12 protein-coding genes are annotated in these 15,335 nt (G+C 53.0%); 3 read left to right on the forward strand and 9 right to left on the reverse strand.

What is annotated here, in order from left to right:
* Positions 1-104 precede the first annotated feature (104 nt).
* The 4 genes from ABIB59_RS22430 to ABIB59_RS22445 are packed head-to-tail and all read right to left on the reverse strand — an operon-like array spanning position 105 to position 4,837.
* On the reverse strand, positions 105-449 hold the full coding sequence (locus tag ABIB59_RS22430) for a tryptophan synthase subunit beta (protein ID WP_317077083.1): 345 nt from the start codon (positions 447-449) through the stop codon (positions 105-107).
* 26 nt (positions 450-475) lie between these two features.
* Positions 476-2,422 carry a cyclic di-GMP receptor LapD gene (gene lapD / locus ABIB59_RS22435; protein ID WP_354037100.1) on the reverse strand — a complete coding sequence of 649 codons (1,947 nt, stop codon included), beginning with the start codon at positions 2,420-2,422 and terminating at the stop codon, positions 476-478.
* 9 nt (positions 2,423-2,431) lie between these two features.
* Positions 2,432-3,130, reverse strand: coding sequence for a cysteine protease LapG (gene lapG / locus ABIB59_RS22440; protein ID WP_193794031.1), 699 nt, complete (start codon positions 3,128-3,130; stop codon positions 2,432-2,434).
* Between the two features lie 3 nt (positions 3,131-3,133).
* Complete coding sequence (locus tag ABIB59_RS22445; RefSeq protein WP_354037102.1) at positions 3,134-4,837, reverse strand: condensation domain-containing protein; 1,704 nt, start codon at positions 4,835-4,837, stop codon at positions 3,134-3,136.
* Between the two features lie 119 nt (positions 4,838-4,956).
* Here ABIB59_RS22445 and ABIB59_RS22450 point away from each other — a divergent pair, with 119 nt between their 5' ends.
* On the forward strand, positions 4,957-5,850 hold the full coding sequence (locus ABIB59_RS22450; protein ID WP_354037104.1) for an alpha/beta hydrolase family protein: 894 nt from the start codon (positions 4,957-4,959) through the stop codon (positions 5,848-5,850).
* A 10-nt stretch (positions 5,851-5,860) separates the two neighbouring features.
* Complete coding sequence (locus tag ABIB59_RS22455) at positions 5,861-9,205, forward strand: CapA family protein (RefSeq protein WP_354037106.1); 3,345 nt, start codon at positions 5,861-5,863, stop codon at positions 9,203-9,205.
* 111 nt (positions 9,206-9,316) lie between these two features.
* Here the strand turns inward: ABIB59_RS22455 and ABIB59_RS22460 are convergent, their stop codons facing one another.
* From ABIB59_RS22460 to ABIB59_RS22475, 4 genes are all read right to left on the reverse strand, one after another.
* Positions 9,317-9,565: a hypothetical protein gene (locus ABIB59_RS22460; protein WP_039079762.1), complete on the reverse strand. Its 249-nt coding sequence runs from the start codon at positions 9,563-9,565 to the stop codon at positions 9,317-9,319.
* A gap of 273 nt (positions 9,566-9,838) precedes the next feature.
* The gene (locus ABIB59_RS22465) at positions 9,839-10,468 is read right to left on the reverse strand and encodes an ECs1377 family protein (RefSeq protein ID WP_039079761.1); all 630 of its coding nucleotides are present in this window, start codon (positions 10,466-10,468) and stop codon (positions 9,839-9,841) included.
* A 170-nt stretch (positions 10,469-10,638) separates the two neighbouring features.
* A complete protein-coding gene (locus ABIB59_RS22470; protein ID WP_125124107.1) occupies positions 10,639-11,385 on the reverse strand; it encodes an SAM-dependent methyltransferase in 747 nt (248 codons plus the stop codon).
* Positions 11,386-11,577: 192 nt separating this feature from the next.
* On the reverse strand, positions 11,578-12,804 hold the full coding sequence (locus ABIB59_RS22475) for an EAL and HDOD domain-containing protein (protein ID WP_071196160.1): 1,227 nt from the start codon (positions 12,802-12,804) through the stop codon (positions 11,578-11,580).
* Positions 12,805-13,612: 808 nt separating this feature from the next.
* Here ABIB59_RS22475 and ypdK point away from each other — a divergent pair.
* Positions 13,613-13,684, forward strand: coding sequence for a membrane protein YpdK (ypdK, locus tag ABIB59_RS22480; protein ID WP_099458783.1), 72 nt, complete (start codon positions 13,613-13,615; stop codon positions 13,682-13,684).
* An 80-nt stretch (positions 13,685-13,764) separates the two neighbouring features.
* On the opposite strand, the gene alaC is transcribed toward ypdK, so the two are convergent.
* A complete protein-coding gene (gene alaC / locus ABIB59_RS22485) occupies positions 13,765-15,006 on the reverse strand; it encodes an alanine transaminase (RefSeq protein ID WP_039079758.1) in 1,242 nt (413 codons plus the stop codon).
* Between the last annotated feature and the right edge of the window lie 329 nt (positions 15,007-15,335).

Consider the following 15,335-nt stretch of genomic DNA (forward strand, 5'->3'; position numbering starts at 1 on the left):
TGAATGAATAGTAGTGCGGGCAGGAATTTAGGTTAAAAAAAAGGGACTTTGTCAATAGTCCCTGTGTCGTACATGATATATATTAAGTAAGTAAAAATGACGAATTATATATATCCCTCATCGTCATCATCGGAAATTAATCCTTCCAGACCACTCAACGAACGACGCGCCTGTGCACGGCTGGTCAGCTTTGCCTGAGCGACCGGTGGCAGATCGGTAATGCTGATGACGCCTTTACTCATCAGCACTTCGATCAGGTCCTCCAGGACGCGAACCATCTCAAGATCGCTCTGCCGCAATTGCAGTAGCGATGCCTCACGAATTTCTCTCTGCCGCATCCATTCGTCAATTTCTGCTGTGCTGACTTCACTTTGTTCTGTCATGGCATGAAAAGGGACAAGCTCCACCTGAATAATACGCCCCGCTTCATCGCGTTCTATGTAGTACATTTTCAGCCTCTTTTTAGCCTGACAGGTTAATTTCCACCCAGGGTGCTGGCATCAGCAAAATAGCGCCCCATTGCGCCATACAGGCCGATATTTTCGAGAACCGCCAGTTCGCCCGCTGTTTCCACACGTTCAGCAATCAGTGGCAAATTAATTTGTCGGGTTGCCCAATAAATGGCCTCGATAAACAGTTTTTTATCTTCTTCACTATCAATATTACGAATGTAGCTACCGTCAACTTTGAGCCAGGCAAGCCCCCACTGCGGCAAATTGCCGATGAGATGGAACCGGCCGCCAAAATGTTGGATCCCTAAACGGCAGCCCAGCGTTTTAAGCCGTTTGACCAGAATAGTGACCCGCTCGGCATCGGGTAGCTCGTTTTCATCCAGTTCCAGCGTCAGGCGCGATGCCAATTGTGGCGCACTCACCAAGGGTTGTAACAGTGCATGAAGGCTTTGGTCATCAGCCACACTGGCACCGCTAATACTCAGTGCAAGTGGCCGGTTTGATTTTTCCATCTCGCGCAGCGTCTGTTGCAACATCACAATATCCATGCGGCGACTGAGATCGAGGCGGTGGATCCACGGCATAAAACGTCCTGCGGGTATCAGCTCGCCCTCCGGCGTTCTGATACGGGCAAGCACTTTATGATGCAAAACAACATGCGCATTGTTGCATTCATAAACCGGCTGCGAGAAAAGCTCGAAAGCACCGTCTGTCAGTACCGCATCCAGACGGGTATACCAGCTATGATGATCCTCTTCGCTATCGTCTGTAACCGTCATATCCGTGCTGGCAAAAAAGCGCATTTCGGTTTCCGCCATCGCCAGCGCCTGGTCTGCCTGCATCAGTATCGTCTGTGGCTTGTCGCCAACATGGAAGGGCACCAGCGCGAAATGGGCGACCGGTGTCACGTCGCTCATTCCTGTTTCTGACAGCGCCTTAAGCTGGGTACTGAGGGTGTTAGTCAGGTTGTCGAGTTCATTATGCAGGAACTGCGGGGCAAGGATGGCAAACTCCCCGCCGCGCACACGGGCCAGGAAACCTTCATTACGGAAGTAATGCTTTTGCAGGCCATTGAGAATATCTGCCACCGCGATCAGCAGCTTATCGGTTTTCGCGCCGCCAAGACGCTGATTAAGGCCGATAAGATCCTGAACCCGCAACAGGATCAGGTGACCCGCGTCATTCTCTTCATCGCTCAGACGCGACTGCAATTGCATATCAAAAGCGCGACGGTTGTTCAGGCCCGTCAGGCTGTCGTGGTAAGCCTCCCGGCGCAAGGATTCGGTGCGCTGCGCCTGCTCGCCAAACAACGCCTCAAGTTGCGTCACCATCAGATTGGTCGCCTCAACGACCCGGCGCAGTTCCGGCGTTTTCGGCAGCGCGGGAACATTGAGAAACTCGCGGCGACAGATAGCCATCGCCTGCTCCACAATGTAGTTAAGCGGTCGCAAGAGACGGCGCAGCAGAAGAGTTACGCCGAGAATAAATAACAAGCTACAGCCGATAAGCCACAAAAAGCTGGCGACCATATTGTCCCAAAGACGCGCCAGGGCAAACATCGGATGGCTAACGACCTCAACCCTGGCAACCTGCGTCCAGCCATGCGTGACAATGGCGTCACCCTCCCCAGGACTCAGATTTACCATGCGGACAAACCAGTCCGGCACGCTGGCGCTTTGCGGATTGTCGGTGCGTTCAATGATGGGTTTGTTGGTTTTAATATCCACCACCCGAATACGGTAAAAATAACCGCTGTCAAAGATGGAGTTAACCATCAGTTCCGTCATTGCCGGATCATCAATATGGGTCGTCAATGACAGCCCCAGCGCCGTTGCCGCATCCTGTGCGTGGGCGCTGAGCTGATTCCGGTATTGCTCCCTGGAACCCTCCAGAGAAACAAAAAAGTTGCCGCAGAAAATGACGAGCGTAAATAAACAGATGCCGATCAGTAGCTGCTTATAAAGGGACATAGCCACATCCTATTCATTAATTTCAAATCCTTCTGCACGCATTCTGGTGAGAAGATCCTGCCAGCGGGAGAGTCGTTTACTGTCCCCCACGCGTTTATTCCCGCCGGATTGCGGCAACCACAGCCCTTCCCCATTAAAAGCATAAACCGGGAGCAGATCTGTACGCTGTGTGGCAGGCAAGATGGCGGTTTTCAGGTTATCCAGTACTAATGGGATCGCATCAGGGGTGGCATACCACGTCACCACCATATGCGCCTGATTTAACTGAAGTGCTTTAACGTAAGTAATACGCAACTGGTTGGCGGGAACTCCCATCTCACGCAGCGTAAAATATTTCGCCAGCGCAAAATCTTCGCAATCCCCTGCCCCTTTACGTAAAAATTCTATCGGCGTTGCCCAATAATCCTGCTGATGCCAGACGACAATGTCATCTTTGAACGCCATTCGGGCATTAAAAAACCGGTTTACCTGATTCAATTTATCCTGAATCGTGCCCTGCGGTGGATTTTTAAGCAAGGCGGCCCACTCATCAATCCGCTGCCTGGCGGCTGGCGTCGCCGGGCCGTAGAGCCGCTCAGTTTGCGTGGAGATGGCGTTAAAATCCCACCCGGCGCCCAGTCCTGGAGAGAAAATAAGCAACACCACCAGCGCGAAGGATAACCCGCGTCGCAGCGTTGCACACAACAAATGACGATGGGGGCGCCGCATACATCAGCCTGTCCGGGCAACGTTGCTAACGGGCATTGTCAGTTGCATGGCGCGCTCAGGTCGCGTCAGCCAGCGTTTACGGTACGCGACATAGCCGGAAAGGTAATGCTCGACATCGTCAATCCTGACGCGATAGCTGTGGTGACGAATAAAAAAGCTGCCGACAATACGCGGCGGATTTTTAAAAAACATGGCCAGCTCCGGCCAGAAAAAACCATTCGCCAGGTAGCGGGCACGGGTTTCCAGCGCCTGGTTGAACACGGTCATGTCGAAGTCCACTAACAGGTGCTGATATGGCGAAACGGCAAGCCGTTCTATCATCCGCGACGCCGCCATCATCAACTCCAGCAACGTGGGGTAAGTGGTAATACGTTCCTGCACAAAATCGAGATGACCGCGCACATTATCCAGACCGAACTGATAATAGCGTTCCAGCGGCCGGTAGAGCGTCAGTTCATTAACGCAGTAACTGAGCCAATGGTCGTGGGCCTGCCAGTGTTTCTGTTCGATAAAATAGTCCATTGCCCGCTCGACCATCTCCAGCCAACGCGGTGTCTTCGTCAACCCATAGAGACGCATCAGGGCAAAGGCGGCTTCCCCGTCGTAATAGATAATGCGGTGCTCCGCCTTGAGTGATAAATCCCCGGCATTGAGCACATGTACGAAGCCCCCGTTCTGCGCGTTCTGCATAAAACCGATGCCAGCCGCCAGCCGCGCCATCGCACCCAGATAGCGCTCGTCATTGGTCAGTTCTGTATATTTCGCCATCGCCAGGATACAGACCGCGTTACCGCCCAGTTTGATCTCATCACCCGTATCTACCAGGAAATCGGCTTCGCCGCCATCGGGCAAGGAGCAGGTACGAATAAACGTGGTAGACAGGGCATCCAGCGCCCGCTCAATAGCCGCAAAATGGGCGGGGTGTTGCGTCACTTCCCACCCTTCGAGCAAGGCGTAGGTCGAGCTGGCATGGCGCAAGGCGTTATAGGTCGGAATGGCGCGATCAAAGCAGGGGAACCAGCCGTAATGATAACGTCCGGAAGGTGTCACCTGGCGTGCCAGGTAATCTGTCGCCGAGTCAATCATCGGCTCCAGGGCAGTCTCCTGCCACTCGGGCAACTGGCGATAGCCGCTGTTACGTCCGTCCGACTCGATGGGCAATACCTGCTCACCATCGCAAAACAGCGCGCGGGTAGTGAAACGCCACAGCGTCTGGTCAGGGTGCTCAGGCCAGTTCAAGACCGCCCCAAAGCGACGACGGGAATAATGGGCAAGGTTACTGGCGTTAGGGGTAGCGACGCCGTGATCGCCGTTATAGAGCAGCGCGTTGGCGGCGATCTCTTGCTCCAGCATGGCATAGCAAAAAGCCGGGTCCAGACTCAGCCCGAAGCGAAAATAGTTCCGTTTGGTCTTCGCCAGACGAGCTTGCAGCGTATCCCAACGTAGCGCGTCGACCTTGTCGACCATGTCAACTCGCAGCCAGCAGGCCTTAAGACCGCTCTTTTTACGCCACTGTTGCAGCGCCTGCGTTCCCTCTTGCCAGGCTTTGTCGAATGTCTCGCCGCAGCCGCGCACAACGTGGGCACGGCTTTTACTGTCGGACACGCTAAAAAAGATGACCCAGGACGGGCACAGAGACGGTTTCGCCGCTACATCCAGCGTTTCCATCACCGGGCGGGTTTGCGCAAGTAAGTGGCTGAGCGACATTTGACTCCTTAATTGCTTCCGGGCATCCCCAGTGCTGAAAATCCTTGTATCATAATAACATTATGAATGCCTGGTTGTGTATTCTGTACATCTATATCTTTGCCCGTTGAGGCGGTGCTGTGAGGCCCTTTTACGCACTTTTTCTGTTGCTGCTTGTCGGTGTGGTCGCCCATGCCGACACGCCGCTACTGTGGAACCAGCCCGCTAACCCGCAGACCTGTCCGGTTGGCGATGACGCCGTGTGGGTTCAGTATGCGGGCGGCGCGGCCTGTATTCGCTACTTTAGTGCGGGCTCCCTGCACGATGCGCCTCTGGCGCTGGTGATGTTTAAAGGCGATCGGGTATCGCTGATTAAGCGCCCGCCAGACCAGATCCCGGCCAATACAGCCGACGCGCAACGCCGCGAGGCGCAGGCCATTTTTCGTCGAAGCGGGCTACCAACATTAATTGTTGCCCGTCCGGGAACCTATGGTTCCAGCGGCAACCACTATCGCCGCCGCCAGGCAGAAGAATTTCTCGCGCTGAATGCCGCCGTAGATGCCATCAAAGCACGCTACGGTATTGCGCGCTTTATCCTCAGCGGACACAGCGGTGGCGCAACGGCCGCATCGGCGCTGCTCACGTTTGGACGCCGGGATATTGACTGTGCCGTGCTCACCTCCGGCGCATGGGGGCTACTGGAACGGGCCGGGCGTATGCGGAAAGAACGTGACGAGGCATCAGCCCCAGGCCTGGACGGCACCGGGCTCGCTAACCCGTGGGATCCCCTCGACCACGTAGCGGGTATAGCGAACGATCCCGCACGATTAATCCTGGTGATCGGCAACCGGCAGGATCGTAACACGCCGTTCGATCTGCAAACCCGGTTCGTACAGGCTTTGCGTGAACATGGCCATCAGGTGAAGCAACTCGAACGCCCCGCCGTCGCGCCGGAATACCATGATTTACAGGGTAATCAGGGGGTTAATGCGATAGCCCTTTGCCCGCACCACGGCACTGCCCTGAATGAGTAAGGATACAACCATGCGCCAGAAACCCCCTCGTCCGCGCAACACTGGCCCCAACACGCCGGGCTGGACCGCCGCAGATCTTACGCAGTTGTTGCCCGGCAGCCTCTGGCACAACCGCCCGGATGCCGCCTGGATTGCGGGCGACATCGCCATTTTGCATGACAACACGCCGTATGACCGCCCTTGTCTGTTCGTTGCGATCGACACCGATACCTGGCTGCAAGGCTCAGGTAATACCGGTATTTACGCGGGCTGGAAGGATACGCACACCCTGCTGCCAGAGCAGGCTTCCCGCTACTGCGGCGCGATTGTCCAGCGCAAACTCGCAGGCCTGCCGCCTGGCTTTCCACAACTGGTGGTAGGTGACAGTTATCAGGCGCTTCACTTACTGGCCGAAGAAGCACGGCGGCGTTTTAACGGCAAACTGGTGGCCGTCACAGGTACCGTCGGCAAAACCTCGACCAAAGAGATGCTGGAGGCGATCCTGACCGACAACCTGTCTGTGATAGCCAGCCGCGGCAATCACAACACCCGTACCGGCGCCTCCGTCACCCTGGCGCGTGCAGTATCGAACCCACAGGCCGTCGTGATGGAAGTGGCCATCTCCGCGCTCTGGATGCGTAATGGAGGCGTCGGGCATCGCATTAAGCCGCACATCGTTATCATTACCGAAATCGGGATGACTCAGGTGGGCAAGAACGTGACCACCCTGAATGACGTGGCACGCTATAAGGCGCGCATCAGTCATGGTCTTATCCCCGGTGGCTACGCCATTTTGCACCGCGATATGGCCGAGTATGCGACTGTCGCGGCAAGCGTTGAACGCGACGGCGCGCGGATTATCAGTTACGGATTCACCCCGGACGCAGATGTACGTATCACCGGGATAACACCAGACGACAACGGAAGCAGAGTCACGGTCACTTTTCATAAGCAGGTCGTCAGCTACCGGCTGGCCGTGCCCGGTAACGGTGGCGCGCTCAATTCGGTTGCATCGCTGATTGCCGCCGATCTGCTGGGCGTGAACCTGTCGCAGATTATCGCAGGCCTTGAGGGTTATCGCAGCGATGGTCAGCATCTGTGCATTACCCCGTTGTCCCTGCCTGGCGGCGGCACAGCCACGCTGATTAATGACAGTTACAACGCCGAATATCTTTCCATGCTCAATGCGTTTGCGGTGGCGGCGCAACGTGCCCGTGCTCATGGCGGGCGTGTCATTGCCCTGCTGGGACGCATTGTTAATCTCGGCGATCAGAGCCAGGCCATTCACCGTTCTCTGGCGACGCCATTACTGGAAGCTGGCTGCCAGCACGCCTTTCTGCACGGCGAGGAGATGAAGGCATTATATGAGACACTGCCGGAAGCCACGCGGGGTGGTCATTTTCTGACGGCGCAGGCGCTGGTTGACGCCGCCGCCCCGTCGCTGCGCCCCGGCGATATCGTGCTGGTAAAAGGCAGCGTGCGAAACTCGGATTTCAGGCAGGTTGTCAGTCTACTGAAAACCCGACTTGCCGCCCTGCCCGCGCTGCGTAAAGGGCACACCGCGCGCCTGCTGATCAACCTCTCGACCGGTGAGCAACGCGTCGCGGAACGGGCCGATAGCCCCTTTGCGTCGCACTACCTCAGCCAGTTACTGCTGGCCTGTTGTGTCGCCGATCGCCTGTTAAATAAAAAAACCACCCTGGAGACCGCCATCACCGTGCGGGAGATCGCGGCGGATATCCTGAAAGGTAACCCGGCGCTGACACTCAGGCAGGGTGACAAACTGACCGTGAAGTCCCTGCTACAGGGAATGTTGCTACATAACGCCTGCGATGCGGCCATTAACCTGGCAGAGCATCTGGCTGGCAGCAGTGCAAAAGCGCTGGCCCAGTTGCGGGAACTGAGCGCCACTATCGGCATGCCGCACACGCATATGAATACCGTCTCCGGTCGCGTGCGCCCAGGGCAGCGCACGGCACTTTTGGATATCGCCAGGCTTGTGCGCCATTTCTACCAGCGCTATCCGCATCTGTTGCCGTGGTTTTGCGAACAGGAAGCCGTCATCGGCGAGCGCATCTATCGCAAAACTGGCAATCTGCACAGTAACGGCAGCGCGTGGGGGCAATTCAGTGCCGGAAACTGGGGTTTCGCGCTGCAATGGTTTTCAGGCGAACTTTGGCTGGCCTGCGCGGCGGGAGCAAACGATGCTTTCCACCTTGATTATCTTCTGGATGAACTGCTGGCGCAGGCCGATACCGCCCATCAACCGGTCGCCTGTGCCCCCAGCGTTCGCCAGATTGACTCACCGACGGCGACGCTGACATTTCTGGGGGATACCTATTTCGGTGAGTGGTACACCGCCCGGCGTAAGGCCCGCGGTATTGATGACGCACTCCAGCGCTACGGCTATGACTATAGTTTTGCGGCTATCGCACCCCTTCTTCACAACAGCGACATGACGCTTGCCAACTTTGAAGCGGCGCTGACCACCGATCTCAGCGCCAGTCTTGCTGGCCGTAAACCGTTCTGCCTGACAGGCGATCCGGCCGCCTCTGTCGCCGCCCTGCGCAAACAGGGCATCAATGCGGTGGCGCTGGGCAACAATCACGCGATGGACGCCGGGTTACCCGGTCTGTATAGCACGCTGACAGCGTTTCGCGAGGCGGGAATCGCCTGCGTGGGCGCCGGGATAAACGCGCAGCAGGCGCAAGCGCCGCTGGTCGTCACCGTGGGCAAGCGGACGTACAAGATTTTCAGCGCCTACTGGTATCGACGTTATATGGAAGAGGAGTGCGCCTTTTATGCCCGCCCTCGCCGCGCGGGCGTCGCCTGTATCAGTGGTGGGCTGATTGAACAGCTTCGCAAAGAGAAAGCGAGCGCTCACCCCGCCACGCTGATTGTTCTTGCTCACTGGGGGCTGGACTACCGCTGGACCACCGCCCGGCAGCGCACCCTGGCTAAGCAACTGAGTGATGCCGGTGCCGATCTGATTATTGGCTCCGGGCCCCATATGGCAGGCGAAGCGACGCAGCAGGATCAAAGCCTGGTGATTTACAGCATCGGTAATGCAGTGTTTAACAGTAACGGTGAATATCAGGAGCGCGGCATGCCGGCTTACGGTTTTATCGTTCGTCTGTTAGTGGGTACCCGGCAGCCGCAAATTCAGTTGCTGCCCATCTTTACTGATAATAAAAAGACCTTCTGGCAGCCCCGTCCGGTGAATGAGGTGGAGTTTTCAACGCTGATTACGCATCTGACGCAACAGGGAATGCCTGTTATTCGGGAAGGAGAAACGGGCACGGGCTGGCGTGCGCTGACTGTCGATAATGAATGCAGGCTGGTCATGTCGCTTAGTGAGTGCTTTGGCGAAAGTTAACACCGCTCTGGCATAAAAAACGGCATCTTACACAGTGGATATCCCACTTTTCAGATGCCGTTTACTTATTTTGACCGGATACTTATCGCCTTTTTAACGGGCTATAAGTCCCTAAGGTATTAATTGTGCTGTGATTTCATCGCACTTAGCTTGTAAAAGCTCTCTGTATTTCGGGATCTCTTCAGTCTGGCACTGGAGGACTATGCAATATCCCTCAATCCATACTTTTATATCCTGATTCACAAAGTGGCTTTGAAAAATACGCGCCCATTCGTCACTCGGTACACCTTCAAGTTCGAAATATTTAAGCGCGCCGTTCCCACGTAAACTGCGATGCTCATCCAATCCAATTATTTTCATTTTATTCATCCTTAAGCAAAACCATAGAAATAGTAATGCCTGAAAGATGAACAAATTAAGGAGATTATAAAAAGAATATTAAAATAAAACTTAACTCAAACTCTCATATATTAAACCTGAAAATTTCAGTTAATGTGGCGTAATAATATAAGTATCAATAAAGGATAAAGAGATATCACTGACGTGCGCAAAAGAGCAAACGCAGCCAGCCGACGTTTGCTCAAACATAAAGGAGGGTTTTCACATCTGTTCGGTGAACATCGGCAGGCGAATTTACGTCACGCTGCGATACACCGGGACTCGCCGGGTAGTACCCGTCAGGTTGTCAAAGATATCCACTTCCGCCGTGGCGATCGCCATACCGCTTTTTCGCAACCGTTGCACATCGGCAGCAATACGCTGGATCCCAAACCAGAAAAGCCCGTCAAGCGCTGTAACCGGCAGCCCTCTTTCCAGCGCCAGTTTGAGTCGTTCGCGTGGAGCTTTTACCTCTTTGGCGATTTGCTGATAAGGCGTAGCCACTGACCCGGAGGCATCTACCCGCCGGATACGGGTTGAAAGGCGATACTGGAATGCATCCGGTATATCGCTTAAATCGGTTTTCAGGGTATAGACGCAGCCGAAACGTTTACCGTTGAAAATAACGTTTTTCTGACCGATTTGTAGCTCATCACGCAGGCTGGCAATCAACTGCGGCGCGCGAATTAACAATAAGCGAAAAGGAAGCTCAAAGCTGGTCACGTAATCGACGTTGAGCAGCGCAATGCGTAATCGCTCTTCGGCGTTCGCCTGCGTCTGACGGCACTCGTCAAGCGTGTCTGCCCACTGGCGAGCGATACGGGGAGATTCATTCAGTTCGGTGAAGCTATATTTTTCGATTTCATAATCAATACGATCCACCACTGCGTCTCCCTCATTCCTGCGGATAAGTGTAAATCTGCCGGGCGGTTATTTTAGCAACGAAGCGGCGTGGTCGAAAGCACTCTTGTTTTAAGATATCCCGACGCCATACCAACAGAAAAACGGGGTATCTGAAGATACCCCGCTCAGGGAGGGACGTTATGACGGGACGGTCAGCGCGCCATTAACGCAAATACACCCCAGCCCAGGAACTCACGCGTCCAGCTAACATGGCGTTTTGGCGCTGCCGTAAGCGTCGCACGAATCTCTGGCGCGAAATCATCATCAGGGTTGGCCTCAAGCCAGCGGCGCATCGTCAGCCACTTCGCCGCTTCATACCGGTCCCACCCTTCCTGGTCTGCCAGTACCATCTCGACGACGTCAAAACCCAGCTCATCAAATGATGCGACAAGCTCAGGTAGCGTGTGAAAGTCTGCTATCGCATTGGCGAAACAGGCCTGGGCTACCTCTTCCGTTGGCGGTAGCTGCCGCCAGTAAGGCTCGCCAATAAGGATAATCCCTTCGGGGCGAAGGCTTTTTTGTAACAGCGCGATAGCCCCTGCTACCCCGCCACCAATCCAGGTTGCGCCCACACAGGCTGCCACATCACATTTTTCATCCGTGACAAAACCTGCCGCATCGCCATGAATAAATGTCACGTTTTCGCTGACGCCAAGTTCTTCGCTACGCTGTTTCGCCTGTTCGCTGAAAAGCTGGCTCATATCAACGCCGACGCCGGTGATGGCATAATCGCGCGCCCAGGTACAGAGCATTTCACCCGAACCGCTGCCAAGATCAAGTATGCGCATGCCCGGTTTCAGGCGTAGTACCGCACCGAGTGTCGCGAGTTTTTCTGGCGTAAAGGGGTTATGAATGCGGTGTTCGCTTTCGGTGATCGTGAAAATACGGGGGATATCCAATGCAGAAATTCCTTTTACTGTTGATGTAACGACCAATAACCTTAAAGGTTGTGGTGATTAAAAATATATCACCTTAACCTAAACGTTATCTCAACAGTACGAAATATCGCCTGCATGTTTCGTGATAATGACCGCATTCATACGCCAAAATGATTAATCTGCCGTGTGAAAAATGCCCTCTTTGGAGCGGTGTCATGAGACTGTCGCATCCGCCCAGGCGAGAGCTTCCCCCATTGCATCAACAGCCGCCCAGCCTGGAATATTCAGTTTTTTTGCCTGTTGCTGTACCGCTTCCCATTCACGGCGCTCATAACTTTGTACAAGGCTAAGCAGGTCATAAAGCGTACCCTGTTTGTGCACCAGCGCATTGCGAACGGATAAAGGAAGTGTTATTTGCTCGAAAATTTCCTCAAGCGGGATCTCCAGCATGGCATCCAGTAATGAAAACAATCCGCATAAGAATGCCTCCTGCGCACAACACGTTGAATGTGTACGCGCAACAATGATTTCGCAGAATTTAGCCCTGGACAGGGAAAGATGATAAAGCTCGTTAGTGTCTTTATTAGAGAGATTGGCCAGGCAAACCAGCGAAACAAAGCGAGTTAATTCACTTCGCCCCAAATAGATAGCAATTTTTTTGAGCGTTAAGTTGTCGACAGCGCTTATGCCACTAACGCGATGCACAATATTTTTGGCATATTTTAAGATCTTGTAAGTCAACGATAAATCATGTTCGAGTATACGCCCGATTTTATCAAAATCTAACTCTGGCGCGTTAACTTCGCTCATCAACTGGAAGAGGTGTGCAGCTTTGTGTGGCAGGCGTTTGCTCTGAATAATTTCCGGCTTACTGTAAAAATAACCTTGAAACAAATGGAAGCCCTGGTCTTTATATTGTTTAAACTCGTCATATGTTTCGATTTTTTCCGCCAGCAGATTTTTTGTTTTTAACTGCAATGCATGACGTTTCAGAAATCCATTGATTTCTTCAAACGAATTTGCCTTAACGTCAAATTTCAGGATAGTTATATAGGGTAAAAAACGATCCCACGCCTCGTCCATCGCAAAATCATCTAATGCCAGCGTATAGCCTGAGGCGAAGAGATAGCGCACGGCCTCGAACAGCGCATCATCAGGGACAGCATCTTCCAATATTTCAATGACGACGCGTTCGCGAGGTAAGATGTCAGCCATCCCCTGAACAATCATTTGATAGGGGAAATTAATATAAGAGATGTTCTCCCCTACAAAGCGAAAAGTTGGGATACCCAGGAACTGGTCGGAGATCATCTGGCTGGTCGCATAATCGGCCGGTACGTTTGGAAAATAATTATTCATTCCAGAACGAAAAAGGAGCTCATAGGCTACGGTATGCAAGTCACGATCGAATATCGGCTGTCTGGCAACGAAAGAGTCCATAGCTTCCCCCTAAGTATCCATTAGATTAAGTGAACCAGAAATTAAATTTAACTTTAATCCGATTGTTCATTTATTTAATTGAGTTATTTGAAAGATACTTATTCTCGCGTAGCCATGATCAGGCTAAGTAAATTTCCCCCAGGCGTTCAGTTTCAGAGAATACAATTAGCCTGCAAACCAAATTCCATGAAAATTATGCAAATCCATTTTAATAGCAAATTATTATCATCTCATTCACTGCCAGTTAAACTTATAAATGATGTTATACGCAGTTTTATGGCAAAAATGAGAGACATCGCAATTTTTGAAGTGATAACAATGAAGGCATAACTCACAAATACAGGTTTGCTGTTCGGTAAAAAGCACTGTTTTCAGGTCGGTGATGCATACCTCTTGAAAAGACACCCCCACTGACAATGCTGTATCGACTCGCCTGTCCATTCGCAGTGGCGAGCACAAAACGTGCGACCGATCACAAAATAACCTTGTAATTCAACGGTCAAATTACAGGTTTCAATCCTGTGACAACGCGTCGCTCAACGGGCATTTATTCCGCAAAGAAATTAATCTGTCGCCAAAGCCCGACACTCTGTAAGTTGCGGAAAGTATTTAAAAAAATGCCCCTTGTAAGGCGCAAAATTTAGGCGTACATTAGCCCCGTCTGATGCGATACGCATCAAGAATTCTGAGATGGAGCTGTGGCCGAAAGGGAGAAAATTCCCATTTTCAATTTGGCGTAGTTTCACCTCTCTATACTCAGTCCTGATCTGGTCATGAATGCATACGTATGTATGCGGAGCGATGAAGCGTGAAATATTTCTTTATGGGCATTTCGGTGATGGTCATTGTTTGGGCCGGTACATTTGCCCTGATGATCTGAGCAACGTTCGTAGAACGAAAAGAAGAACAGGAGCCATTTGGCTCCTGTTTTCATTTGTGAAAAGGCCTGTGTGCCCAGGCTTACTGCTCTGTGTCTTCCGCCGTGGATTTTGTGGTAGCGGGAAGCAGACCATCGGCGCGGAACATCGCTTTGATGCCCCTTACCGCCTGGCGAATACGATCGCGGTTTTCAATCAGGGCAAAACGCACATGCGTATCGCCATAATCACCAAACCCAATGCCCGGCGACACGCAAACTTTGGCATCCTGTAGCAGCTTCTTAGCAAACTCCAGCGAACCCATGGCGGCATAAGGTTCAGGGATTTTCGCCCAGACGTACATTGACGCCTTTGGCATTTCGACCATCCATCCGGCTTCATGCAGGCCTTTTACCAGCACATCGCGGCGACGCTTATACTGTGCGGCAATATCATGCACGCACTGCTGGTCGCCTTCGAGCGCGGCGATGGCTGCCACCTGCAGCGGCGTAAAGGTACCGTAGTCGTGGTAGCTTTTAATACGCGCGAGCGCATTCACCAGCGTTTTATTGCCGACCATAAAGCCGATACGCCATCCCGCCATGTTGTAGCTTTTTGAGAGCGTAAAGAACTCAACCGCCACGTCGCGAGCACCGGGAACCTGCATGATCGACGGCGCTTTCCAACCGTCATAGACGATATCCGCATAGGCCAGGTCGTGAACGACCAGCACATCATAGCGTTTTGCCAGAGCGACCACTTTTTCAAAGAACTCCAGTTCTACGCACTGCGCGGTAGGGTTGGAGGGGAAGCCCAGAATCATCATCTTCGGTTTAGGGTAGCTTTCGCGGATCGCGCGCTCCAGCTCATTGAAGAAATCAACGCCTTCCACCAGCGGCACAGAACGCACCTGAGCCCCGGCAATCACCGCACCGTAAATGTGAATCGGGTAGCTCGGATTGGGCACCAGAACCGTGTCGCCATGGTCCAGGGTTGCCAGCATCAGATGCGCCAGCCCCTCTTTTGAACCGATGGTGACGATCGCTTCGCTTTCCGGATCGATATCGACCTGATAGCGATCCTGATACCAGCGAGAAATGGCACGGCGCAAACGCGGAATGCCGCGCGACGTGGAATAACCGTGCGTGTCCGGGCGCTGGGCAACAGTACAGAGTTTTTCAACGATATGGGCCGGTGTCGGACCGTCAGGATTACCCATGCTGAAATCGATAATATCTTCGCCGCGCCGACGCGCAGCCATTTTCAGTTCAGCCGTGATATTGAAAACATAAGGGGGGAGACGATCGATACGCGTAAAACGGCGTTCAGGACTGAATTCAGCCATAACTTCCTCAGATTAACGTTAGCGCCCGGACCGTCCGAGCGACGCCGCCACGGTTGTGGCGTTTCCTGAACATAGCCTGAAAAAAAACCTGCTGTCGAGAGGAAATGTGAAAAAATTTTACGTCTAAAAAAGGGGAAGCCAAAAAAATGCGCAAAACAAAACCCTGGCAACAAGAGAAAATATACACCCTCAAATTTAACAAGCTGATATCAATGAAGTTACGTTCTAATAAGGCATTTTTTCACATGTGGCGAAACATCTTCCGACCGGTATCAATCCCCTTTTAAGGAAGGGGGTTTTCCTCATTGCCAAATACGCGCACCTGACTG

The sequence above is a fragment of the Citrobacter sp. UYEF32 genome, from assembly GCF_040546205.1.
Lineage (GTDB): Bacteria > Pseudomonadota > Gammaproteobacteria > Enterobacterales > Enterobacteriaceae > Phytobacter > Phytobacter diazotrophicus.